Origin of the sequence: Pseudomonas arcuscaelestis, from assembly GCF_016881005.1 — a bacterium.
Classification (GTDB): Bacteria; Pseudomonadota; Gammaproteobacteria; order Pseudomonadales; family Pseudomonadaceae; genus Aquipseudomonas; species Aquipseudomonas arcuscaelestis.
This window is the reverse complement of the sequence record NZ_JACOPV010000001.1, coordinates 356,583-381,314: the sequence shown is the minus strand read 5'-3', so window position 1 is coordinate 381,314 and position 24,732 is coordinate 356,583. Positions and strand designations below refer to the sequence as shown.

The window sequence follows — 24,732 nt, the reverse complement described above, 5'->3', positions numbered from 1 at the left end:
TTCACTCCCGATGGTCGTGGGTCTGGGTGATACGGCCTTGTTCCACGTGGAACAAAGCAACTGGCGTTTCCGTCTGCCAGCCTTCCCTCAATAATTCATGATCTACACAGGTGATAAACACCTGGCAGCGTAAGTCTTCCAACAAGCGACAAAGTGAGTGGCGGTGCTGCTCGTCCAACTCGGACGGCAAATCATCCACAAGATAAATACATTGGCCACGTCGAGCCTGGCTAACCAAATGCCCTTGGGCAATGCGCAGTGCACAGACCACTAGCTTTTGCTGCCCCCGAGACAATATGTCGGCGGCATTATGTGCGCCGAGTCTCAGGCGCAAATCAGCTCGTTGTGGTCCAGCCTGGGTATGGCCCATTTGCTGATCGCGTTGCAAGGACGAAGCGAGTACTTCGCTAAGCTCTCGTTCCTTGTCCCAGCCCCGGTAATAACTCAGGGTCAGTCCGTCGAGTTCGACCAAATCGCTCAGGGTTTTCTCAAAGACGGGCTTTAAGGCCTTGATGTAATTTCGGCGGTATTCATCTATTTCTGCGCTGGCCAGGCATAGTTCCCGGTCCCAGGCCGCTTGCGAAACAGCGTCAAGTGTACCATGCCGCAACCATGAGTTCCGCTGCCGCAAAGCCTTCTGTAGGCGTTGCCACGTAGCCATGAAGCGGGGTTCCACGTGGAACACGCCCCAATCAAGGAACTGGCGACGTATTTTTGGTGCTCCTTCCAACAAGCGAAAGCTGTCAGGGTTGATCAACTGCAGGGGCAGAATCTCCGCCAACTGCGCGGCGCTACGAGCGTTTTGCCCGTCTATACGAATGGTGAACTCACCTTGCCGGTCCCGCGAAATGCCCAGGTTACTTGATCCACCTTCACTTAACTCGACTTGGCCGAATACCGTACAAGCTAACTGCTCGTATTGAATAACAGGCGTTAGACGGGTGCTGCGAAAGGATCGGGCCAGGCCCAACAAATGCACCGCTTCCAACACACTGGTTTTCCCACTGCCATTGGCGCCGTACAGGATATTGATGCGGGGGGAGGGAGAGAAGGTCACCGGGTGCAGGTTACGCACCGCGGTGACAGAAACGCGACTGAGGGACATCTAGAGTCTGCTGGACAAATTACAGACGCATTGGCATGACTACGTAAGCGGAGTCGTCGTTATCAGCTTCCTGCAGCAGGGCGCTGCTGTTGGAATCCGAAAGGATCAGGCGAACTTGCTCAGTAGTCATGACACCCAGTACGTCTAGCAGATAGCTGACGTTGAAGCCGATTTCCAGCGAGCTACCGTTGTAGTCGACGCTGATTTCTTCTTCAGCCTCTTCCTGCTCAGGGTTGTTCGCCTGGATTTTGAGCTGACCGTTGGCCAGTTGCAGTCGAATCCCTCGATACTTCTCGTTGGATAGAATGGCGGTACGGCTAAATGCCTCGCGCAGCGCCTGACGGTCACCAATCACCAGCTTGTCACCACCCTTGGGCAGCACTCGCTCGTAGTCTGGGAATTTGCCATCGACCAACTTAGAGGTGAAGGTGAACTCACCTGTGGTGGCACGAATGTGATGTTGACCCAGTACGATGCTGACCATGCCATCAGGCTCGGTCAGCAGGCGGGCCAATTCCAGGATGCCTTTACGCGGCACGATAACTTGATGACGGTCGGCATGGCCGATGTCTGCGCGCATAGAACACATGGCCAGACGGTGACCATCGGTGGCTACGGCGCGCAAGGTGTCTGCAGAAACTTCAAGCAACATGCCGTTGAGGTAATAACGCACATCCTGCTGGGCCATGGCGAAGCTGGTGCGCTCGATCAAGCGACGAAGACGGCTCTGCTCAAGGTTGCAAGTCAGCGAACCAGGACCTTCCTCTACAGTTGGGAAGTCGTTGGCTGGCAAGGTCGACAGGGTGAATCGGCTCCGTCCGGCCTTTACGATAATCTTCTGCTCATCGAGCTTGATGTCGATCAGTGCATCGTTGGGCAAGCTTTTGCAGATATCCATCAGCTTGCGCGCAGGTACGGTGATCTCGCCTGGCTCGGCAGGCTCTTCGAGCTGCACACGGCCAACCAGTTCCACTTCCAGATCGGTACCGGTAAGTGAAAGTTGTTGTCCCTGAACAACCAGCAGTACGTTGGACAGTACTGGCAAGGTCTGGCGGCGCTCAACGACGCCTGCGACCAGTTGCAGGGGTTTCAACAGGGCTTCGCGTTGAATGGTGAAGTGCATGGTCTAGTCCCTTGCCTTAATAAGCTGCGCTGACGTCAATCACGTCGTCAGAGTCCGCAGCAGGTTCTTGTAGTCCTCGCGGATATCCGCGTCGGATTCCTTGAGTTCATTGATCTTGCGGCATGCGTGCAACACCGTAGTGTGGTCGCGGCCGCCGAAAACATCACCGATTTCCGGCAAGCTGTGGTTAGTCAGTTCCTTGGACAAGGCCATGGCAACCTGACGCGGTCGAGCAACCGAACGAGACCGGCGCTTGGACAACAAGTCGGAAATCTTGATCTTGTAGTACTCGGCAACGGTGCGCTGGATGTTATCCACACTCACCAGTTTGTCCTGTAGCGCCAGAAGATCTTTCAGCGATTCACGGATCAGCTCGATGGTGATGTCACGTCCCATAAAGTGCGAGTGAGCGATGACTCGCTTCAGAGCACCTTCGAGTTCACGCACGTTGGAGCGAATGCGCTGGGCAATGAAGAACGCAGCATCATGAGGTAGATCAACCTTTGCCTGGTCGGCCTTCTTCATGAGGATGGCCACGCGAGTTTCCAGTTCAGGAGGTTCGACAGCCACAGTCAAACCCCAACCGAAGCGCGACTTTAGCCGCTCTTCCAACCCTTCGATCTCTTTCGGATAGCGGTCGCTAGTCAAAATTACTTGCTGACCACCTTCGAGCAAGGCGTTGAAGGTGTGGAAAAACTCTTCCTGCGATCGCTCCTTACGAGCGAAGAACTGAATGTCATCGATCAGCAACGCATCAACCGAACGGTAGAAACGTTTGAATTCATTGATCGCGTTGAGCTGCAGTGCCTTGACCATATCAGCAACGAAGCGCTCCGAATGCAGGTAGACAACCTTGGCATTCGGATTCTTCTTGAGCAGATGGTTACCCACAGCATGCATCAAGTGCGTTTTACCCAGACCTACACCACCGTAAAGAAACAACGGATTGTAGCCGTGCTTGGGATTGTCAGCGACTTGCCAGGCAGCTGCGCGAGCAAGCTGGTTGGATTTACCTTCGACGAAATTCTCGAAGGTAAAGGTTCGGTTCAAGTAACTGGTGTGCTTGAGCGCGCCTTCAACCTGAACGGTGCGCTGCTCGGTACGGCTACTTGGCGCTTGTGCAGTATTGGAGTCGCCCATCGAATCGAAGCTGTCTCGTGATGGCGCTTGCTCGACTTCAGCAACAGCCATCGCTGCAACAGGCTTGGAGACAGGTTCATTAACCACTGCGACTTGCGCGGCCTGCGCTTGGGAGGCGGCGACGGCGGCGGCCAACGGTGCGTTGGGGGCGGCCCGAGGAGCCGAACTGCGTCTGCTACCTATTAATAAGGAAAGCGCAGGTGCAATGCCGTTGCCATGTTCACCCAAAAGCTCAAGCAGTCGGCTCAGGTACTTTTCGTTGACCCAGTCGAGAACAAAACGATTAGGCGCGTAGACGCGCAACTCGTCGCCTTCGGCTTCGACCTGTAGCGGACGGATCCAGGTGTTGAATTGCTGGGCAGGCAGTTCATCGCGCAGAAGCTCCACGCACTGCTGCCAAAGTTCCACTGACACGGATATCCCCTGAGTTGAAAGCCGGTGAGGCAAAAACAAGCGGCCATTGTACCGACCACCAGCGCAGTTATCCACATGCACCTGCTACGCGGACTACGATAAATCAGCAGTTTACTGGCAAAAATGACCTTTTGGCCTTGTGCATAAGCCCTGTGGATAACCGTGCCTGAGGTCTATGCACAACTGGGGGTTGAAATTTGTGGATAACGCCGCTGTGGATAACAGGCTATTTAATCCACAGCTTTTGCGCCCCTACAGCACAGCTAAAACACCCCTTCTCGACAAGGTTTCAATTCCTTGTACATGAGGTGTTACAAGGCCTGTAGCGTTCTATCCACAGATTTTTTCTGCTTAAGCTTTATAAGATTTACAGAAAAGCTTTAAATAATTCCTCTCTTTTTTTTTATGTTTAAGCGTTCGATGGTTTTGTCCGTTCACACCCTTCACCGCAACGAAGGATTTCCCGTCTATAAGGAAAAGCTGGTTGGAAATTGACCTACGGCCGCGCTTTCTCTAGAATCGCCGGTCTCTTAAAACGGGGGCCATTCCGGCCCGTAGTCGACGAACCAGGTAACACGCCATGAAACGTACTTTCCAACCAAGCACCATCAAGCGCGCTCGCACTCACGGTTTCCGTGCCCGTATGGCCACCAAGAACGGTCGTGCCGTTCTGTCGCGTCGCCGTGCCAAAGGCCGTAAGCGCCTGGCAGTTTGATTTTTCGGCACTGGTGGTGAGTCAGGACTTCAGTCGGGAAAAGCGTCTGCTTATTCCCCGACACTTCAAAGCGGTCTTCGACTCCCCAACCGGCAAGGTTCCAGGGAAAAACCTCCTGCTCCTTGCTCGCGAGAACGGTCTGGATCATCCCCGCCTGGGGCTTGTGATCGGGAAAAAGAGCGTCAAGCTCTCCGTTCAACGCAATCGCCTGAAACGCCTGATGCGCGATTCGTTTCGCCTGAACCAGCACTTGCTTGCAGGTTGGGATATCGTGATCGTCGCGCGCAAAGGGTTGGGCGAGATTGAAAACCCAGAATTGCACCAACATTTTGGCAAGCTCTGGAAGCGCCTCGCACGTAGTCGGCCCGCTCCAGTGGTTAACACCGACTCTGTGGGGGTAGACAGTCAAGATGCGTAAACTGGCACTCGTTCCGATCCAGTTTTACCGCTATGCCATTAGTCCTCTGATGGCCAGTCACTGTCGTTTCTACCCCAGTTGCTCCTGCTACGCGTTAGAAGCCATCGAAAACCATGGTCTTTTACGTGGCGGGTGGCTTACCGTTCGTCGTCTGGGGCGTTGTCATCCGTGGAATGCCGGCGGTTTTGACCCGGTTCCGCCTGCTCCCTCTTCCCGTTCTTCTTCGATAGCCGAGTAATCATGGATATTAAACGCACGATCCTGATCGTCGCCCTGGCAATCGTGTCTTATGTCATGGTCCTTAACTGGAACCAGGACTACGGCCAAGCTGCCTTGCCGACTCAGAATACTGCTGCCAGCAACGTTGCCCCGGCGTTGCCGGATACCGCGCAGGCCGGAAACACTGGCGCTAGCGCCGATGTGCCGAGCGCCAACGCTGAATCCAGCCCTGCCGAACTGGCTCCGGTTGCCGTTAGCAAAGACCTGATTCGGGTCAAAACTGACGTCCTCGACCTGGCTATCGATCCAAACGGTGGTGACATCGCCCAGTTGATGCTGCCCAAGTATCCGCGCCGTCAGGATCATCCGGACATTCCGTTCCAGCTGTTCGATAACGGCGGTGAGCGTACTTACCTGGCACAAAGCGGTCTGACCGGCACCAACGGTCCAGATGCTCGCTCGTCGGGTCGTCCGCTTTACGCCGCTGATCAAAAAAGTTATCAACTGGCTGATGGCCAGGATCAGTTGGTTGTCGATCTGAAATTCAGCGATAACGGCGTCAACTACATCAAGCGCTTCAGCTTCAAGCGCGGTGAATATGACCTGACCGTTACCTACTTGATCGACAACCAGAGCGCACAGCCTTGGACCGGTAACCTGTTTGCGCAATTGAAGCGTGACGCAAGCTCGGATCCATCCTCGAGCACTGCGACGGGTACCGCGACTTATCTGGGTGCGGCCCTGTGGACAAGTTCAGAACCCTACAAAAAAGTGTCGATGAAAGACATCGACAAGGGAAATCTGAAAGAAAATGTTACCGGTGGTTGGGTAGCCTGGCTCCAGCACTACTTCGTTACTGCCTGGATTCCGAACAAGTCTGAAAACAACATCGTTCAGACGCGTAAGGACAGCCAAGGTAACTACATCATCGGTTTCACTGGCCCAGCGTTGAATGTTGCTCCTGGCGCCACTGGCGAAACCAGTGCCATGTTGTACGCGGGTCCCAAGCTTCAGGACAAACTCAAAGAGTTGTCCCCAGGTCTGGAACTGACTGTCGACTACGGCATTCTGTGGTTCATCGCCCAGCCAATCTTCTGGTTGCTGCAACATATCCACAGCCTGCTCGGCAACTGGGGTTGGTCGATCATCGTCCTGACCATGCTGATCAAGCTGCTGTTCTTCCCACTGTCGGCTGCCAGCTACAAATCGATGGCGCGCATGCGTGCCGTTGCACCAAAATTGGCTGCCCTGAAAGAACAGCATGGCGATGACCGGCAGAAAATGTCGCAGGCCATGATGGAGCTGTACAAGAAAGAGAAGATCAACCCGTTGGGTGGCTGTCTGCCAATTCTGGTGCAGATGCCGGTCTTCCTTTCGCTGTATTGGGTACTGCTTGAAAGCGTAGAGATGCGTCAAGCACCTTGGATGTTCTGGATTACCGACCTGTCGATCAAGGATCCGTTCTTCATCCTCCCGATCATCATGGGCGCAACCATGTTCATCCAGCAGCAGTTGAACCCGACGCCTCCGGATCCGATGCAGGCCAAGGTGATGAAAATGATGCCAATCATCTTCACCTTCTTCTTCCTGTGGTTCCCCGCAGGTCTGGTGCTGTACTGGGTTGTGAACAACTGCTTGTCGATCGCGCAGCAGTGGTACATCACTCGTAGCATCGAGAAGGCTACCAAGAAAGCCGCTGCATAACGGGTTAGCCAGCTAACCTGTGGATAAACGCCCCCTCGTGGGGCGTTTTGCTATCTGTCGTTTTTTGTCGTGAGGCCTTCGAGCATGAATACTGTTCGTGAAACCATTGCCGCCATTGCTACCGCCCAGGGGCGCGGTGGCGTCGGAATCGTACGACTCTCCGGACATTTGGCGCAGCAAGCCGGGCTCGCCATCTGCGGAAAATCGCTCACCCCTCGGCATGCACACTATGGACCGTTTCGCGCTGATGACGGCTTGGTAATCGATGAAGGCATTGCCCTATTTTTCCCCGGCCCGAACTCATTCACCGGCGAAGATGTGTTGGAGTTGCAGGGGCACGGCGGCCCTGTAGTGCTCGATATGCTCCTGCAGCGCTGTGTACAACTGGGTTGTCGACTGGCTCGCCCAGGTGAGTTCAGTGAACGTGCGTTCCTCAATGACAAACTCGACCTGGCTCAGGCCGAGGCGATTGCCGACTTGATCGAAGCCAGTTCTGCACAGGCCGCGCGCAACGCCTTGCGTTCATTGCAGGGTGAGTTTTCCCGTCGTGTGGATAACCTTACGGAAAAATTGATCAGCTTGCGGATTTACGTCGAGGCAGCAATCGACTTCCCTGAAGAAGAAATCGATTTTCTTGCCGATGGCCATGTTCTGGGCATGCTCGATGATGTCCGCACCCACTTATCCACCGTACAGCGAGAGGCAGGGCAGGGTGCGTTGCTGCGCGACGGCATGACTGTTGTGATTGCAGGGCGCCCCAACGCCGGAAAATCCAGCCTGCTTAACGTGCTAGCCGGTCGCGAGGCCGCCATTGTTACTGACATTGCTGGTACCACCAGAGACATTTTGCGCGAACATATCCACATCGATGGTATGCCGCTGCACGTCGTCGACACCGCAGGGCTGCGCGATACCGATGATCATGTGGAAAAGATCGGCGTTGAACGGGCGCTAAAGGCCATCAGTGAAGCTGATCGCGTGTTATTGGTAGTCGACTCGACAGCGCCCGAGGCAAGCTATCCTTTTGCCCTGTGGCCAGAATTTCTCGATCTGCGTCCAGATCCTGCAAAGGTCACGCTGATACGCAACAAGGCTGACTTGAGCGGTGAGAACATCACTATGGAAAAAAGTGACGACGGCCACATCACCATTACCCTGAGTGCCAAGGATTGCGACCAGGGGCTTGAGCTGCTGCGCGATCATCTAAAGGCGTGCATGGGCTATGAGCAGACATCCGAGAGTAGCTTTAGCGCCCGCAGACGCCATTTGGAGGCGCTGCAACGGGCTAGCGCACACCTGGAACACGGACGTGCTCAATTGACCTTGGCAGGAGCCGGTGAACTGCTGGCAGAGGACCTGCGTCAGGCCCAGCAAGCGCTGGGCGAAATAACGGGAGCATTCAGTTCCGACGACTTGCTTGGGCGCATTTTTTCCAGTTTTTGCATCGGTAAGTAATTTTCTTATCCACAGCCGGGGCCGCAATGGACCCGGTCGCTGCACTTTTTCTCACCTATCCTTCTTTCAACAGGGTTGCCTTTGGCACGAACTCTGCGCGCCCGCGTGTGTGCCGTGCCTTAATTTGCAAAAATAAGCCCTGTGGAAAACCCACCTTTAGCTCCGTTGATAACTAGCCCTCAGAGCTGGAGATAACTTCACCTGTGGGTAAGTGGTCGTTTAATCCACAGGCTTAAGGCGCTTATCCAGAGTGCTCATGGTCGGTAGACCACAGGGTTATAAATCTCTCTACATGATGAAAACAAAGGCTTGTAGAGCTTTATCCACAGAAAAGGCGCTCTATAGAAATAAACATAAAAACAAAGCTTTAATAACTTTCTCTCTTTTAATTTCTATTGCTCGCCATTCATCCACAGCCTGGTTAAATTTTGTGCAAAAGGTTCCTTTAGAGGGGGGTAAGTCCCTATACTTGTGCGTTATCCCTATCTATTCCCGAAACAGGCACGAGGTGCGTGGTGGATTTCCCTTCCCGTTTTGAAGTGATCGTCATCGGCGGCGGCCATGCCGGTACCGAGGCTGCGCTTGCGTCTGCACGCATGGGCGTAAAAACCCTGCTGCTGACCCACAACGTGGAAACCCTCGGTCATATGAGTTGCAACCCGGCCATTGGTGGTATCGGCAAAAGCCACCTGGTTAAGGAAATCGATGCGCTCGGCGGCGTCATGGCATTGGCCACTGACAAGAGCGGTATCCAATTCCGTGTTTTGAACAACCGCAAAGGCCCAGCTGTACGGGCTACGCGCGCACAAACCGACCGCGCTATCTACAAGGCGGTGGTACGTGAAATTCTTGAGAGCCAACCCAACCTGTGGATATTTCAGCAGTCGTGCGATGACTTGATCGTCGAGCAGGACCAGGTACGCGGCGTGGTGACGCAAATGGGTCTGCGTTTCCTCGCCGACTCCGTAGTGCTGACGACCGGGACCTTCCTGGGTGGACTTATCCACATTGGATTGCAGAACTATTCCGGCGGTCGTGCTGGCGATCCACCAGCGATTGCCCTGGCGCATCGCCTGCGCGAGCTTCCGTTACGTGTTGGCCGCCTGAAGACCGGTACACCGCCGCGTATCGATGGCCGCTCTGTGGATTTCTCGGTGATGACCGAGCAACCGGGCGACACGCCGATTCCGGTTATGTCTTTCATGGGCTCCAAGGAACAGCACCCACGCCAGGTCAGTTGCTGGATTACCCACACCAATGCCCGCACCCACGAAATCATTGCCTCGAACCTTGACCGTTCGCCGATGTATTCCGGGGTTATCGAAGGCATTGGTCCGCGTTATTGCCCGTCGATCGAAGACAAGATCCATCGCTTTGCCGATAAGGAAAGCCACCAGGTATTCATCGAGCCTGAAGGCCTGAATACCCACGAGCTTTACCCCAACGGTATATCCACATCGTTGCCGTTCGATGTGCAATTGCAGATCGTCCGTTCGATTCGCGGCATGGAAAACGCCCACATCGTGCGCCCGGGCTATGCCATCGAATACGACTACTTCGATCCGCGTGATCTGAAGTACAGCCTTGAAACCAAGGTCATTGGTGGTTTGTTCTTTGCCGGGCAAATCAACGGCACGACGGGCTACGAAGAAGCCGGTGCCCAAGGTTTGCTGGCTGGAACCAACGCTGCATTGCGTGCTCAGGGCCGCGAAAGCTGGTGCCCACGTCGTGACGAGGCGTATATCGGCGTGCTGGTCGACGACCTGATTACCCTGGGTACCCAGGAGCCGTACCGAATGTTCACTTCGCGCGCCGAATACCGGTTGATCCTGCGCGAGGACAACGCTGATTTGCGCCTGACCGAAAAAGGTCGTGAGCTGGGTCTTGTCGATGATCAACGTTGGGCTGCCTTCAGCGCCAAGCGCGAAGGCATTGCCCTGGAAGAGCAACGACTGAAATCGACCTGGGTTCGCCCGGACACAACGCAGGGTCAAGCGATTGCTGAGAAGTTCGGCACGCCGTTGAGCCATGAGTACAACTTGCTCAACCTGCTGACCCGCCCGGAAATCGACTACGCTGGCCTGATGGAAGTGACGGGTGGCAGCGATGTCGATCCGCAAGTCGCCGAGCAAGTTGAGATCAAGACCAAATACGCCGGTTACATCGACCGGCAACAGGAAGAAATCGCCCGGCTGCGTGCCAGTGAAGACACCCGGCTGCCCGACGATATCGATTACAGCGGTATTCCCGGCCTGTCCAAGGAAATTCAGAGCAAGCTCGGTCAAACCCGTCCTGAAACTCTGGGTCAGGCATCGCGTATTCCTGGTGTGACCCCGGCAGCTATTTCCCTGTTGCTGATTCATCTGAAAAAACGCGGCGCAAGCCGTGAGTTGGAGCAAAGCGCTTGAGTTCTCAGGTCACCCCTCAACACGCCGAAGAGTTGTCCACAGGTGCCCGCCAGCTCGGCGTCGAGTTGAGCGAAACGCATCACGCGCAACTGCTGGCTTACCTGGCCCTGCTGATCAAGTGGAACAAGGCATACAACCTGACCGCCGTGCGCAATCCGGACGAGATGGTTTCCCGGCATCTGCTGGACAGCTTGAGCGTCATGCCATTTATCCACAGCCCGCGCTGGCTCGACGTCGGCAGCGGTGGTGGGATGCCTGGCATTCCGCTGGCTATTCTGCATCCGGACAAACAAGTCACGGTTCTGGATAGCAATGGCAAAAAGACTCGTTTTTTGACCCAGGTAAAACTGGAATTGAAGTTGGACAACCTCACAGTTATCCACAGCCGGGTCGAAGAGTTTCAACCTGCGATGCCTTTCACTGGAATTGTTTCTCGTGCTTTCAGCAGCATGGAGAATTTTACCAACTGGACTCGCCACCTTGGCGATACGCAGACGCAGTGGTTGGCAATGAAAGGGCTGCATCCTGCCGATGAGCTGGTAGCATTGCCGGCAGATTTCAGAGTAGATAGCGAGCAGGCCTTGACCGTACCGGGTTGCCAAGGCCAGCGCCATCTGCTGATACTGCGCCGCACGGCATGATTGGGAACACAAGCAAGAATGGCTAAGGTATTCGCTATTGCGAACCAGAAAGGTGGTGTGGGTAAGACCACCACCTGTATCAACCTCGCAGCTTCACTGGTCGCGACCAAGCGCCGGGTGCTGCTGATCGATCTCGATCCACAGGGCAACGCCACCATGGGTAGCGGTGTGGATAAACACGTCCTGGAACATTCGGTCTACGACCTGCTGATTGGCGAATGCGATCTGGCCCAGGCCATGCACTTCTCCGAGCACGGTGGTTACCAGCTATTGCCGGCCAACCGCGACCTGACTGCGGCGGAGGTCGTGCTGCTGGAAATGCAGATGAAGGAAAGTCGGCTGCGCACGGCGCTGGCGCCTATCCGCGAAAACTACGATTACATCCTGATCGACTGTCCGCCATCGCTGTCGATGCTGACCCTCAATGCCCTGGTTGCGGCCGATGGCGTGATCATTCCGATGCAATGTGAGTACTTTGCGCTGGAAGGCTTGAGCGACCTTGTGGATAACATCAAGCGAATTGGCGAACGTCTGAACCCGCAGCTCAAGGTTGAAGGCCTGCTACGGACCATGTACGACCCGCGCCTGAGTCTGATCAACGATGTGTCAGCGCAACTCAAGGAGCACTTCGGCGACCAGCTCTACGATACGGTGATTCCACGCAATATCCGTCTCGCCGAGGCGCCGAGCTTTGGCATGCCGGCGCTGGCTTACGACAAGCAATCTCGTGGCGCGCTGGCCTATCTGGCTCTGGCAGGGGAACTCGTACGCCGTCAGCGCCGTCCATCACGCACTGCACAAACAACTTAAGGAATCCGTATGGCCGTTAAGAAACGGGGTCTCGGACGTGGGTTGGATGCACTGCTCAGTGGTCCCACCGTCAGTGCGCTCGAAGAGCAGGCTGTCAAGGTCGACCAGAAAGAACTGCAACACCTGCCGCTCGACCTGATCGAGCGCGGAAAATACCAGCCTCGTCGGGACATGGACCCGCAAGCGCTGGAAGAACTGGCCAATTCGATCAAGAGCCAGGGCGTGATGCAGCCTATCGTGGTCCGCCCGATTGCTGAAAACCGCTACGAGATCATTGCCGGTGAGCGCCGTTGGCGTGCCAGTCAACAGGCCGGCATGGAAACTATCCCGGCTATGGTCCGCGATGTGCCCGACGAAGCGGCGATTGCCATGGCCCTGATCGAGAACATTCAGCGCGAAGACCTCAATCCAGTGGAAGAGGCGATTGCGCTGCAGCGCCTGCAAGTGGAATTTCAGCTCACCCAGCAGCAAGTTGCTGACGCTGTGGGTAAGTCGCGGGTGACCGTGGCCAACCTGCTGCGACTGATTTCGCTACCGGATGTGATCAAAACCATGCTGTCCCACGGTGATCTGGAAATGGGGCATGCGCGCGCACTTCTGGGTTTGCCGGAAGAACAGCAGGTTGATGGGGCGCGTCATGTTGTCGCACGTGGACTGACAGTTCGTCAGACTGAAGCACTGGTCCGTCAGTGGCTCAATGGCAAGCCGGAGCCGGTCGAACCGGCTAAACCAGACCCGGATATCACCCGCCTTGAACAGCGTCTGGCAGAGCGTTTGGGCTCGGCTGTGCAGATACGTCACGGTAACAAGGGTAAAGGTCAGTTAGTTATCCGTTATAACTCGCTAGATGAGTTGCAAGGTGTGCTGGCTCACATCCGCTGAAACAATTCGTTTTGTAGCGCATAGTCGGAAATCACTACCCAGCAGTTGAATAGGGGTTAAACCGCCCCTATACTCTGCGCGCATTTTGTCGGCACAAATTATGCCAAGTCATAGCTGACTGGCTGGTCGACTTTTGAGGAGCAGTTGTGATGGAAACCCGCACGCCAAACCGCTTGCCTTTCCATCGCTGGGCGGTTTTTCCGGTACTGTTGGCTCAATGCGTAGTGTTTTTGCTGGCAACTTTAGCGTTGTGGCAATGGCATGGGGCAGTTACTGGATATTCAGCACTCTGCGGAGGGTTGATTGCCTGGCTGCCAAATGTGTATTTCGCCTGGAAGGCTTTTCGTTACACGGGAGCCAGGGCAGCGCAGGCTATCGTCAAGTCGTTTTACGCTGGCGAAGCAGGCAAATTGATTTTGACGGCAGTGCTGTTTGCACTGACGTTTGCAGGAGTGAAGCCATTGGCGCCGTTAGCAGTCTTCGGTGTCTTTCTGCTGACCCAGTTGGTCAGCTGGTTCGCGCCCCTGCTGATGAATATAAGACTTTCGAGACCTTAGGGCGTTTGAGGCAACCATGGCAGCAGAAACCGCTTCGGGCTATATCCAGCACCACTTGCAGAACCTGACCTTCGGTCAACTACCAGACGGCGGTTGGGGCTTTGCCCATTCCGCAGCAGAAGCCAAGGCAATGGGCTTCTGGGCTTTCCACCTGGATACTCTGGGTTGGTCGGTCGCACTGGGTCTGCTTTTCGTATTCCTGTTCCGTATGGCAGCCAAGAAGGCAACTTCCGGCCAGCCTGGCGGCCTGCAGAACTTCGTTGAAGTGATGGTGGAATTCGTCGACGGCAGCGTCAAGGACAGCTTCCACGGTCGCAGCCCAGTGATCGCCCCACTGGCGCTGACCATTTTCGTCTGGGTTTTCCTGATGAACGCCATCGACCTGATCCCGGTCGACTGGATTCCTCAGCTGGCCATGTGGATCTCCGGTGATCCGCACATTCCATTCCGTGCGGTCTCGACTACCGATCCGAACGCTACCCTGGCCATGGCCTTCAGCGTTTTCGCCCTGATCATTTTCTACAGCATCAAGGTCAAGGGTATTGGCGGTTTCCTCGGCGAACTGACCCTGCACCCGTTCGGCAGCAAGAACATTTTCGTTCAGATCCTGCTGATCCCGGTCAACTTCCTGCTCGAATTCGTCACCTTGATCGCCAAGCCGATCTCGCTGGCCCTGCGTCTGTTCGGCAACATGTATGCCGGCGAGCTGGTGTTCATCCTGATCGCTGTAATGTTCGGCAGCGGCCTGTTGTGGCTGAGCGGCCTCGGTGTGGTGCTGCAATGGGCGTGGGCTGTATTCCACATCCTGATCATCACCCTGCAAGCGTTCATCTTCATGATGCTTACCATCGTCTACCTGTCGATGGCTCACGAAGATAACCATTAAGACCGCCTGGCGTGTCTGATGACCCTTTCGCAGGTTTTGGGGAGGGTCGAAAAAGTCCGCAAGGGCAGCTGTACGAAACGATTTTGTTTTACCGCTTCAAACTAAAAAACCTAACCAATACGACGTAAAAGTCGGGAGGAAAGATGGAAACTGTAGTTGGTCTTACCGCTATCGCTGTTGCTCTGCTGATCGGCCTGGGTGCCCTGGGTACCGCCATTGGTTTCGGCCTGCTGGGCGGCAAGTTCCTGGAAGGCGCTGCTCGCCAGCCAGAAATGGTTCCAATGCTGCAAGTTAAAATGTTCATCGTTGCCGGTCTGCTCGACGCCGTAACCATGATCGGTGTTGGTATCGCACTGTTCTTCACCTTCGCTAATCCTTTCGTTGGTCAACTCGCCGGCTAATCACTCGAATTCTCGAGTGGTTTGGTGTGATGGACAAAGAACGAGCGAGGTGTTGGCGTGAACATTAATGCAACCCTGATTGGTCAGTCCGTTGCGTTCTTCATTTTTGTGCTGTTCTGCATGAAGTTCGTGTGGCCTCCGGTCATCGCGGCATTGCAAGAACGTCAGAAGAAGATCGCGGATGGACTGGACGCTGCCAACCGAGCAGCTCGCGACCTGGAGTTGGCCCAAGATAAAGCGGGTCAGCAACTGCGCGAAGCGAAAGCTCAGGCAGCCGAAATCATTGAGCAAGCCAAGAAACGCGGTACACAGATCGTCGAGGAAGCCCGTGACCAGGCCCGCGTCGAAGCTGACCGTGTGAAGGCTCAGGCTCAAGCCGAGATCGAACAGGAAATTAACAGTGTCAAAGACGCGCTGCGTGCCCAAGTGGGTAGCCTGGCCGTTGACGGTGCTGAAAAAATCCTTGGCGCCACAATCGATCAAAACGCGCATGCGGAGCTGGTTAATAAACTGGCCGCTGAAATTTAAGCGAGGGCGATCATGGCAGAACTGACCACGTTGGCCCGACCTTACGCTAAGGCGGCCTTTGAGCACGCACAGGCCCATCAGCAACTGGCCAATTGGTCAGCCATGCTCGGCCTGGCTGCTGCAGTGTCGGAAGACGACACTATGCAGCGCCTGCTCAAGGCCCCGCGACTGACGAGCGCAGAAAAGGCCGCCACGTTCATTGACGTGTGCGGTGACAAGTTCGATGCACAGGCACAGAATTTCATTCATGTCGCCGCGGAAAACGATCGTCTCCTGCTTTTGCCGGAGATTTCGGCCCTGTTCGAGCTGTACAAAGCCGAACAAGAGAAATCCGTGGACGTGGAAGTCACTAGTGCTTTTGCGTTGAACCAAGAACAGCAAGACAAACTCGCCAAGGTTCTCAGTGCACGGCTCAGCCGGGAAGTGCGCCTGCATGCGACGGAGGATGCCTCCCTAATCGGTGGTGTCGTAATCCGCGCAGGCGACCTGGTAATCGATGGCTCGGTTCGCGGCAAAATCGCGAAACTGGCTGAAGCATTGAAATCTTGAGTTTGAAGGGGCAGCAGAGCAATGCAGCAACTCAATCCTTCCGAAATAAGTGAAATCATCAAGGGCCGCATCGAGAACCTCGATGTAGCCTCTCAAGCCCGCAACGAGGGTACCGTCGTCAGCGTTTCTGACGGTATCGTGCGGATTCACGGTCTGGCCGACGTAATGTACGGCGAAATGATCGAGTTTCCAGGCGGCGTGTACGGTATGGCCCTCAACCTGGAGCAAGACTCCGTTGGTGCGGTAGTACTGGGCGCGTACGACTCCCTCGCTGAAGGCATGAGCGCCAAGTGCACCGGCCGCATCCTCGAAGTTCCAGTTGGTAAGGAACTGCTGGGTCGCGTTGTTGACGCACTGGGCAACCCAATTGATGGCAAGGGCCCACTGGGCAACACCGAGACCGACGCGGTCGAGAAAGTTGCTCCGGGCGTTATCTGGCGTAAGTCGGTAGACCAGCCTGTACAGACTGGCTACAAATCCGTCGACGCCATGATCCCTGTCGGCCGTGGCCAGCGTGAGCTGATCATCGGTGACCGTCAGATCGGTAAGACCGCCATGGCGATCGACGCCATCATCAACCAGAAAGACTCCGGTATTTTCTGTGTTTATGTCGCTGTCGGCCAAAAGCGTTCCACCGTTGCCAACATCGTTCGCAAGCTGGAAGAAAACGGCGCCCTGGCCAACACCATCGTGGTTGTTGCCAGTGCTTCGGAATCCGCCGCACTGCAATTCCTGGCGCCATACGCCGGTTGCACCATGGGCGAGTTCTTCCGTGACCGCGGTGAAGACGCTCTGATCGTTTACGATGACCTGTCCAAGCAGGCTGTTGCTTACCGTCAGATCTCCCTGCTGCTGCGCCGTCCACCAGGACGTGAAGCGTACCCAGGTGACGTGTTCTATCTCCACTCCCGTCTGCTGGAGCGTGCTTCGCGCGTTTCTGAAGAGTACGTTGAGAAGTTCACCAACGGTGCTGTAACTGGCAAGACCGGTTCCCTGACCGCACTGCCGATCATCGAAACCCAGGCTGGCGACGTTTCCGCGTTTGTTCCGACCAACGTGATTTCCATCACCGACGGTCAGATCTTCCTGGAATCGGCCATGTTCAACTCGGGCATCCGTCCTGCAGTTAACGCCGGTGTTTCGGTATCCCGTGTGGGTGGTGCCGCTCAGACCAAGATCATCAAGAAGCTCTCCGGTGGTATCCGTACCGCTCTGGCTCAGTACCGTGAACTGGCGGCATTCGCCCAGTTCGCTTCTGACCTGGACGAAGCCACCCGTAAGCAACTCGAACACGGTCAACGTGTTACCGAGCTGATGAAGCAGAAGCAATACGCTCCAATGTCCATCGCGGACATGGCGCTGTCGCTGTATGCCGCTGAGCGTGGGTTCCTGACCGACGTTGAAATCCCTAAGATCGGTAGCTTCGAACAAGCGCTGATCTCTTACTTCAACCGTGATCACGCCGAACTGATGGCGAAGATCAACGTGAAGGGTGACTTCAACGACGAAATCGACGCTGGCATCAAAGCCGGTATCGAGAAGTTCAAGGCCACCCAAACCTGGTAAGCCGCAGCGGGGGCTTTGCAGCCCCCGCTTGCTAACCTGATAGGTGTTACATGGCAGGCGCAAAAGAGATTCGCAGTAAGATTGCGAGCATCAAAAGCACGCAAAAAATTACCAGCGCCATGGAAAAAGTGGCGGTCAGCAAGATGCGCAAGGCTCAAATGCGCATGGCTGCTAGCCGTCCTTACGCGGAGCGTATCCGCCAGGTTATTGGTCATCTGGCCAACGCCAACCCGGAATACCGCCACCCCTTCATGATCGATCGCCCTGTAAAGCGCGTCGGTTATGTTGTTGTGAGCAGTGACCGTGGTTTGTGCGGTGGCTTGAACACCAACCTGTTCAAGGCTCTGGTCAAGGACATGGCGGTCAACCGCGAGCAAAGTATCGAGATCGATCTTTGCGTGGTTGGCAGCAAAGGTGCGGCGTTTTTCCGCAGCTTCGGCGGTAACGTCGTTGCAGCGATCAGCCACCTGGGCGAAGAGCCGTCGATCAACGATCTGATCGGCAGCGTCAAGGTTATGCTGGACGCTTTCCTGGATGGTCGTATCGATCGTCTGTCCGTGGTATCGAACAAGTTCGTCAATACCATGACGCAAACTCCAACGGTCGAGCAGTTGATTCCGTTGGTTGCAACCCCGGATCAAGAACTCAAGCACCACTGGGACTACCTCTACGAACCTGACGCCAAAGAGCTGCTGGACGGCCTGATGGTGCGTTACGTGGAGTCGCAGGTCTACCAGGCGGTGGTCGAGAACAACGCAGCTGAACAAGCTGCCCGGATGATCGCAATGAAGAACGCCACCGACAACGCCGGTGATTTGATCAGCGAATTGCAGCTGATCTACAACAAGGCGCGTCAGGCTGCGATCACCCAAGAGATCTCGGAAATCGTCGGCGGCGCTGCCGCGGTTTAACGGTTCAAATATTCAGAGGATCCAGCTATGAGTAGCGGACGTATCGTTCAAATCATCGGCGCCGTCATCGACGTGGAATTTCCACGTGACAGCGTTCCGAGTGTGTATAACGCACTGAAAGTACAAGGCGCGGAAACTACCCTGGAAGTTCAGCAGCAGCTGGGCGACGGCGTAGTCCGTACCATCGCGATGGGCTCGACCGAAGGCTTGAAGCGCGGTCTGGAAGTTGCCGACACTGGCGCAGCCATCTCCGTACCTGTCGGTAAAGCGACCCTGGGCCGGATCATGGACGTCCTGGGTAACCCAATCGACGAAGCTGGTCCTATCGGTGAAGAAGAGCGCTGGGGCATCCACCGCGACGCTCCTTCGTTCGCTGACCAGGCAGGCGGCAACGACCTGCTGGAAACCGGCATCAAGGTTATCGACCTGGTTTGCCCGTTCGCCAAGGGTGGTAAAGTCGGTCTGTTCGGTGGTGCCGGTGTAGGCAAAACCGTAAACATGATGGAACTGATCCGTAACATCGCCATCGAGCACAGCGGTTATTCCGTTTTCGCCGGTGTGGGTGAGCGTACTCGTGAGGGTAACGACTTCTACCACGAGATGAAGGATTCCAACGTACTGGACAAGGTTGCTCTGGTATACGGCCAAATGAACGAGCCACCAGGAAACCGTCTGCGCGTAGCGCTGACCGGCCTGACCATGGCTGAGAAGTTCCGTGACGAAGGTAACGACGTTCTGCTGTTCGTCGACAACATCTATCGTTACACCTTGGCCGGTACTGAAGTATCCGCACTGCTGGGCCGTATGCCTTCGGCAGTAGGTTACCAGCCGACCCTGGCTGAAGAGATGGGCGTTCTGCAAGAGCGTATCACTTCGACCAAGGAAGGTTCGATCACCTCGATCCAGGCCGTTTACGTTCCTGCGGACGACTTGACCGACCCGTCGCCAGCGACCACCTTCGCCCACTTGGACGCCACCGTCGTACTGTCTCGTGACATCGCCTCCCTGGGTATCTACCCAGCGGTCGATCCACTGGACTCGACTTCGCGCCAGCTGGACCCGAACGTCATCGGCAACGAGCACTACGATACCGCTCGCGGTGTTCAGTACGTGCTGCAGCGTTACAAAGAGCTGAAGGACATCATTGCTATTCTGGGTATGGACGAACTGTCCGAAACCGACAAGCAGCTGGTATCCCGTGCTCGTAAGATCCAGCGCTTCCTGTCCCAGCCGTTCTTCGTGGCAGAAGTCTTCACTGGTTCTCCAGGCAAATACGTTTCCCTGAAAGACACCATTGCTGGCTTCAGCGGCATCCTCAAAGGTGACTACGACCACTTGCCAGAACAAGCGTTCTACATGGTCGGCGGCATCGAAGAAGCGGTCGAGAAAGCCAAGAAACTGTAATCCCGGCGCCCCGCAAGGGGCGCTAATCAGGTTGAGGCAAGCAGATGGCTATGACAGTCCATTGCGATATCGTCAGCGCGGAAGGAGAGATTTTCTCCGGTCTGGTCGAGATGGTGGTTGCGCACGGTAACCTGGGTGATCTTGGTATCGCTCCAGGCCACGCGCCGCTGATCACTAATCTGAAGCCAGGTCCGATCACGCTGACCAAGCAGGGTGGCGCCCAAGAGGTGTTCTACATCTCTGGTGGTTTCCTCGAGGTCCAGCCGAACATGGTCAAGGTGCTTGCCGATACCGTGCAACGTGCTGCTGACCTGGACGAAGCTCAGGCTCAGGATGCCCTCAAGGCTGCTGAGAACGCCCTGCACGAAAAAGGCGCGGAGTTCGATTACGGCGCCGCAGCCGCTCGTCTGGCCGAGGCCGCAGCCCAGCTGCGTACCGTCCAGCAAATGCGCAAAGGCAAGTAATCTGGTTTAGGCCGATCACTTCCGCTGCGATTGAGTTAAAGGGTAGCCTCGGCTACCCTTTTTCTTTTTCAGCGTTTCATATTCTGGTCACATCACTGGCCTTTTAGGATTGGTAGCCCGTCAATGTCTCTCGATATCGTTATTCTCGCCGCAGGCCAAGGTACCCGCATGCGCTCTGCGCTGCCCAAGGTGCTGCACCCGGTTGCTGGCGACTCCATGCTCGGCCATGTTATCCACAGCGCCCGGCAGCTACAGCCTCAAGGGATTCATGTGGTGATCGGTCACGGTGCGGAGCTGGTACGCGAGCGTTTGGCGGCTGATGACCTGAACTTCGTCCTTCAGGACAAGCAGCTGGGCACGGGCCATGCCGTGGCCCAGGCGTTGCCGGCATTGACTGCCGAAACCGTGCTGATTCTCTACGGTGATGTGCCACTGATTGAAGTCGACACCCTCAACCGACTATTGTCCAAAGTTACGCCTCAGCAACTTGGTTTGCTGACGGTCACGCTGGAAGATCCAACCGGTTACGGGCGCATCGTGCGAGATGCCCAAGGGCAAGTCGCGGCTATCGTCGAACACAAGGATGCCAGCGACGCCCAGAAAGCAATCAAGGAAGGCAACACCGGAATTCTCGCAGTGCCTGGCGCGCGTTTGGCTGAGTGGCTGGGCCGCTTGTCGAACAACAACGCCCAGGGTGAGTACTACCTCACTGATGTTATTGCCATGGCCGTTGATGATGGCTTGGTCGTTGCCACCGAGCAGCCGCTTGACCCGATGGAAGTGCAGGGCGCCAATGACCGTCGCCAACTGTCAGAACTCGAGCGTCATTATCAACTGCGTGAGGGCCGTCGCCTGATGGCCCAGGGTGTAACGTTGCGTGACCCGGCGCGTTTCGATGTGCGCGGTGAAGTGACCGTTGGTCGCGATGTACTCATCGATATCAACGTTATTCTCGAAGGCCGTGTGGTCATCGAAGACGACGTGGTGATTGGCCCGAACTGCGTAATCAAGAACACTACCCTGCGCAAAGGCGCTGTGGTTAAAGCCAACAGCCATCTTGAAGGCGCGATCATGGGCGAAGGGAGCGATGCCGGTCCTTTTGCCCGCCTGCGTCCTGGTAGCGTGCTGGAGGCCCGTGCCCATGTGGGTAACTTTGTCGAACTGAAGAACACCCACCTCGGTGAAGGCGCCAAGGCCGGTCATCTGACCTACTTGGGCGATGCTGAAGTCGGCGCCCGCACCAACATTGGTGCCGGCACCATCACCTGCAATTACGATGGTGCGAACAAGTTCAAGACGGTTCTCGGCGAAGACGTGTTCATCGGCTCCAACAACTCATTGGTTGCGCCTGTGGATATCCTTGATGGCGCCACCACGGCTGCCGGTTCGACTATCACCCAGAACGTCGAAGCGGCACAACTGGCGGTTGGCCGTGCGCGCCAGCGCAACATCGATGGCTGGAAACGGCCGGAGAAGCTCAAGAAGAGCTGAGTTATGCACAGCTGAATAGGAAGGCCGACTGGATTGTGTATAAGTCGGCCTTTTTTATTCTGTGGATAAATAGCCGGATCGACTCAGGTTACTCACAGATGGAAATTTCATCTCTGTGCTTGACGCATTTCATCCTTTAGGTTTTGATTGGCATTACTAACTTTCGAAACGAAACTTAAGCACGCCATGTCGAAACGTAATACCCCCCAGCGTCGACACAATATCCTCGCCTTGCTTAACGAGCAGGGGGAAGTGAGCGTTGATGCCCTGGCCAAGCGTTTCGAAACATCGGAAGTCACCATTCGTAAGGATCTGGCGGCCCTGGAAGCCAACGGCTTGCTCCTGCGCCGCTACGGGGGGGCGGTAACCATGCCGCAGGAGCTGATCGCCGATCAGAGTCAGCCCGTCTCCCTTTATAAGCAGGCTATCGCCCGGGCCGCCGTCGAACGTATCCGTGAACACGCGCGCATCATTATCGACAGCGGTAGCACTACGGCGGCGATGATCCCCGAGCTCGGCCACCAGCCTGGCCTGGTGGTGATGACCAACTCGCTGAATGTCGCACGCGCCTTGAGTGAGCTTGAACACGAACCGGTGTTGTTGATGACCGGCGGCACCTGGGACCCGCATTCCGAGTCGTTCCAGGGGCAGGTAGCCGAGCAGGTTCTGCGTTCTTACGATTTCGACCAGCTTTTCATTGGTGCTGATGGCATCGATCTGGCGCGCGGCACCACCACCTTCAATGAGCTGCTCGGTCTGAGCCGGGTAATGGCTGAAGTGGCCCGAGAAGTGATCGTGATGGTGGAGTCGGACAAGGTTGGGCGCAAGATTCCCAATCTCGAGCTGCCGTGGAGCAGCGTCAGTACCCTTATTACCGATGAGCGCCTTTGCGATGAGGCGCGTAAACAAATTGAAGCCCGCGGCGTCCATGTGATTTGTGCCGCACTCTCCAAGGAGCAAAACTAATGTGTGGAATCGTTGGCGCCGTCGCTGAACGCAACATCACCACTATCCTGATCGAAGGGCTCAAGCGCCTGGAATATCGCGGCTATGACAGCGCAGGTCTGGCGGTTCTCACCCAGCAAGGGGTTCTCGAGCGCCGCCGCCGTATCGGTAAGGTCAGTGAACTTGAAGCCGCTGTAGCCGCTGAACCGCTGGCCGGTACGTTGGGTATTGCCCATACCCGTTGGGCGACGCACGGCGCGCCTACCGAGGGCAATGCGCACCCGCATTTTTCCGGTCATGAATTGGCTGTAGTACATAATGGCATCATCGAAAACCACGAAGCGCTGCGTGAGCAGCTCAAGGGCATGGGCTACGTATTCAGCTCCGAGACCGACACTGAGGTCATCGTCCACCTGTTGCACCACACCCTGAAGACCATTCCAGATCTGGCCGACGCCCTGAAAGCGACCGTAAAGCAATTGCACGGTGCCTACGGCCTGGCAGTGATCAGCGCGCATCAGCCTGATCGCCTGTTGGCTGCTCGTAGTGGCAGCCCGTTGGTCATTGGCTTGGGTCATGGCGAGAACTTCCTGGCTTCGGATCAACTGGCCCTGCGTCAGGTCACTGACCGTTTCATGTACCTGGAAGAAGGCGACATCGCCGAGATTCGCCGTGACCAGGTAACCATCTGGGATTTGTCCGGTAAACAGGTGCAGCGCGAGACCGTGCAGTACCACGAAGGCGCCGAGGCTGCTGATAAGGGCACGTATCGCCACTTCATGCTCAAGGAAATCCACGAGCAACCGACTGTCGTCCAACGCACCCTGGAAGGGCGCTTGGGCAAGGACCACGTTATGGTCCAGGCTTTCGGTCCACAGGCCGCAGAACTGTTCGCCAAAGTGCGCAACGTACAGATTGTTGCTTGCGGCACCAGCTACCACGCCGGCATGGTTGCGCGTTACTGGTTGGAAGAACTGGCCGGTATTCCTTGCCAGGTCGAAGTAGCCAGCGAGTTCCGCTACCGCAAAGTGGTGGTACAGCCCGATACCCTGTTCGTTTCCATCTCCCAGTCGGGCGAAACTGCAGACACCCTGGCAGCCTTGCGCAACGCCAAGGAGCTTGGCTTCCTCGGCAGCCTGGCGATCTGCAACGTTGGCATCAGCTCGCTGGTACGTGAGTCAGACCTGACGCTGCTGACCCAGGCCGGTCCGGAAATTGGCGTGGCATCGACCAAAGCCTTCACCACCCAGTTGGTATCGCTGATGCTGCTGACCCTGTCCTTGGGCCAGGTTCGTGGAAGCTTGGCTGCTGGTGTCGAGGCCGAACTGGTCGAAGAACTGCGCCGCTTGCCAACTCGCCTGGGTGAAGCCTTGGCCATGGATGCCATCGTCGAGAAAACCGCTGAGCTGTTTGCCGACAAACACCACACCTTGTTTCTTGGCCGGGGCGCGCAGTTCCCAGTCGCGATGGAGGGAGCACTCAAGCTCAAGGAAATCTCCTATATCCACGCAGAAGCCTACCCAGCCGGTGAGCTCAAGCATGGTCCGCTGGCGTTGGTAGACAACGACATGCCCGTGGTCACTGTGGCACCGAACAATGAACTGCTGGAAAAGCTCAAGTCCAACCTGCAGGAAGTCCGCGCCCGTGGCGGTCAACTGATCGTCTTCGCTGATGAGGCCGCCGGAATGAGCAATGGTGAAGGTACTCACGTAATTGCCGTACCGCACATCATCGATGCCTTGGCGCCGATTCTGTACACCATTCCCCTGCAACTGCTGTCGTACTACGTGGCCGTACTCAAAGGCACCGACGTCGACCAGCCGCGTAACTTGGCCAAATCTGTAACGGTTGAGTGACGACTGTGGCTGTTTTAGGCACATTGGTTTTAGAGAATTAAAGCTGTAGCAGGAGCCGGTGAGGTCCATCTCATCGCCTCCTGCGATGCTCCCGACCCTTTGCCCGGCTCTCGACTCCCTCACCCTTCCTGCACCCTGGG

The 24,732-nt window shown here is 56.0% G+C and carries 24 protein-coding genes; 21 read left to right on the top strand and 3 right to left on the bottom strand.

Annotation, left to right across the window (positions count from 1 at the left end; all coding sequences use genetic code 11):
* Position 1 precedes the first annotated feature (1 nt).
* The 3 genes from recF to dnaA are packed head-to-tail and all read right to left on the bottom strand — an operon-like array spanning position 2 to position 3,782.
* A complete protein-coding gene (recF, locus tag H8F21_RS01740) occupies positions 2-1,105 on the bottom strand; it encodes a DNA replication/repair protein RecF (protein WP_203477106.1) in 1,104 nt (367 codons plus the stop codon).
* A 19-nt stretch (positions 1,106-1,124) separates the two neighbouring features.
* Positions 1,125-2,228 (bottom strand): DNA polymerase III subunit beta, encoded by a 1,104-nt coding sequence (gene dnaN, locus H8F21_RS01735; RefSeq protein ID WP_136473823.1) that lies wholly within the window; start codon positions 2,226-2,228, stop codon positions 1,125-1,127.
* A 39-nt stretch (positions 2,229-2,267) separates the two neighbouring features.
* Positions 2,268-3,782, bottom strand: a complete 1,515-nt coding sequence (dnaA, locus tag H8F21_RS01730; protein ID WP_203477107.1) for a chromosomal replication initiator protein DnaA — start codon at positions 3,780-3,782, stop codon at positions 2,268-2,270.
* A 580-nt stretch (positions 3,783-4,362) separates the two neighbouring features.
* On the opposite strand from dnaA, the gene rpmH reads away from it, so the two are divergent.
* The 21 genes from rpmH to glmS all read left to right on the top strand — a co-directional run bounded on the left by rpmH (position 4,363) and on the right by glmS (position 24,592).
* A complete protein-coding gene (gene rpmH, locus H8F21_RS01725; RefSeq protein WP_002551315.1) occupies positions 4,363-4,497 on the top strand; it encodes a 50S ribosomal protein L34 in 135 nt (44 codons plus the stop codon).
* Between the two features lie 13 nt (positions 4,498-4,510).
* On the top strand, positions 4,511-4,915 hold the full coding sequence (gene rnpA, locus H8F21_RS01720; RefSeq protein WP_045186563.1) for a ribonuclease P protein component: 405 nt from the start codon (positions 4,511-4,513) through the stop codon (positions 4,913-4,915).
* Positions 4,908-5,153 carry a membrane protein insertion efficiency factor YidD gene (yidD, locus tag H8F21_RS01715; protein ID WP_082071379.1) on the top strand — a complete coding sequence of 82 codons (246 nt, stop codon included), beginning with the start codon at positions 4,908-4,910 and terminating at the stop codon, positions 5,151-5,153. The genes rnpA and yidD overlap by 8 nt, the downstream gene beginning before the upstream one ends.
* Positions 5,154-5,155: 2 nt before the next feature.
* Positions 5,156-6,838 (top strand): membrane protein insertase YidC, encoded by a 1,683-nt coding sequence (gene yidC / locus H8F21_RS01710; RefSeq protein WP_203477109.1) that lies wholly within the window; start codon positions 5,156-5,158, stop codon positions 6,836-6,838.
* Positions 6,839-6,922: 84 nt separating this feature from the next.
* Complete coding sequence (gene mnmE / locus H8F21_RS01705) at positions 6,923-8,293, top strand: tRNA uridine-5-carboxymethylaminomethyl(34) synthesis GTPase MnmE (RefSeq protein WP_203477111.1); 1,371 nt, start codon at positions 6,923-6,925, stop codon at positions 8,291-8,293.
* A gap of 515 nt (positions 8,294-8,808) precedes the next feature.
* Positions 8,809-10,701, top strand: a complete 1,893-nt coding sequence (gene mnmG / locus H8F21_RS01700) for a tRNA uridine-5-carboxymethylaminomethyl(34) synthesis enzyme MnmG (protein WP_203477112.1) — start codon at positions 8,809-8,811, stop codon at positions 10,699-10,701.
* Positions 10,698-11,342 (top strand): 16S rRNA (guanine(527)-N(7))-methyltransferase RsmG, encoded by a 645-nt coding sequence (rsmG, locus tag H8F21_RS01695; protein WP_203477113.1) that lies wholly within the window; start codon positions 10,698-10,700, stop codon positions 11,340-11,342. The genes mnmG and rsmG overlap by 4 nt, the downstream gene beginning before the upstream one ends.
* 18 nt (positions 11,343-11,360) lie before the next feature.
* Positions 11,361-12,152, top strand: coding sequence for a ParA family protein (locus H8F21_RS01690; protein WP_045186348.1), 792 nt, complete (start codon positions 11,361-11,363; stop codon positions 12,150-12,152).
* Positions 12,153-12,161: 9 nt separating this feature from the next.
* On the top strand, positions 12,162-13,034 hold the full coding sequence (locus tag H8F21_RS01685) for a ParB/RepB/Spo0J family partition protein (RefSeq protein WP_203477116.1): 873 nt from the start codon (positions 12,162-12,164) through the stop codon (positions 13,032-13,034).
* Between the two features lie 149 nt (positions 13,035-13,183).
* Positions 13,184-13,591, top strand: a complete 408-nt coding sequence (locus tag H8F21_RS01680) for a F0F1 ATP synthase subunit I (protein WP_203477117.1) — start codon at positions 13,184-13,186, stop codon at positions 13,589-13,591.
* A gap of 16 nt (positions 13,592-13,607) precedes the next feature.
* The gene (gene atpB / locus H8F21_RS01675) at positions 13,608-14,477 is read left to right on the top strand and encodes a F0F1 ATP synthase subunit A (RefSeq protein WP_136478847.1); all 870 of its coding nucleotides are present in this window, start codon (positions 13,608-13,610) and stop codon (positions 14,475-14,477) included.
* Positions 14,478-14,620: 143 nt separating this feature from the next.
* A complete protein-coding gene (gene atpE, locus H8F21_RS01670; protein WP_002555987.1) occupies positions 14,621-14,878 on the top strand; it encodes a F0F1 ATP synthase subunit C in 258 nt (85 codons plus the stop codon).
* A 57-nt stretch (positions 14,879-14,935) separates the two neighbouring features.
* Positions 14,936-15,406: a F0F1 ATP synthase subunit B gene (locus H8F21_RS01665; RefSeq protein ID WP_136478846.1), complete on the top strand. Its 471-nt coding sequence runs from the start codon at positions 14,936-14,938 to the stop codon at positions 15,404-15,406.
* Between the two features lie 12 nt (positions 15,407-15,418).
* Complete coding sequence (locus H8F21_RS01660) at positions 15,419-15,955, top strand: F0F1 ATP synthase subunit delta (RefSeq protein WP_136478845.1); 537 nt, start codon at positions 15,419-15,421, stop codon at positions 15,953-15,955.
* 21 nt (positions 15,956-15,976) lie between these two features.
* Positions 15,977-17,521, top strand: a complete 1,545-nt coding sequence (gene atpA / locus H8F21_RS01655; RefSeq protein ID WP_136478844.1) for a F0F1 ATP synthase subunit alpha — start codon at positions 15,977-15,979, stop codon at positions 17,519-17,521.
* A 50-nt stretch (positions 17,522-17,571) separates the two neighbouring features.
* Positions 17,572-18,432 (top strand): F0F1 ATP synthase subunit gamma, encoded by an 861-nt coding sequence (gene atpG, locus H8F21_RS01650; RefSeq protein ID WP_136478843.1) that lies wholly within the window; start codon positions 17,572-17,574, stop codon positions 18,430-18,432.
* A 27-nt stretch (positions 18,433-18,459) separates the two neighbouring features.
* Entirely contained in the window at positions 18,460-19,836 is a 1,377-nt protein-coding gene (gene atpD / locus H8F21_RS01645; protein ID WP_203477119.1) for a F0F1 ATP synthase subunit beta, read from the top strand.
* A gap of 44 nt (positions 19,837-19,880) precedes the next feature.
* Entirely contained in the window at positions 19,881-20,300 is a 420-nt protein-coding gene (locus tag H8F21_RS01640; protein ID WP_045186333.1) for a F0F1 ATP synthase subunit epsilon, read from the top strand.
* A gap of 123 nt (positions 20,301-20,423) precedes the next feature.
* Positions 20,424-21,791 carry a bifunctional UDP-N-acetylglucosamine diphosphorylase/glucosamine-1-phosphate N-acetyltransferase GlmU gene (glmU, locus tag H8F21_RS01635; RefSeq protein ID WP_203477121.1) on the top strand — a complete coding sequence of 456 codons (1,368 nt, stop codon included), beginning with the start codon at positions 20,424-20,426 and terminating at the stop codon, positions 21,789-21,791.
* Positions 21,792-21,977: 186 nt separating this feature from the next.
* Positions 21,978-22,757: a DeoR/GlpR family DNA-binding transcription regulator gene (locus H8F21_RS01630; protein ID WP_136478840.1), complete on the top strand. Its 780-nt coding sequence runs from the start codon at positions 21,978-21,980 to the stop codon at positions 22,755-22,757.
* Positions 22,757-24,592, top strand: a complete 1,836-nt coding sequence (glmS, locus tag H8F21_RS01625) for a glutamine--fructose-6-phosphate transaminase (isomerizing) (protein WP_203477123.1) — start codon at positions 22,757-22,759, stop codon at positions 24,590-24,592. The genes H8F21_RS01630 and glmS overlap by 1 nt, the downstream gene beginning before the upstream one ends.
* Positions 24,593-24,732 lie beyond the last annotated feature (140 nt).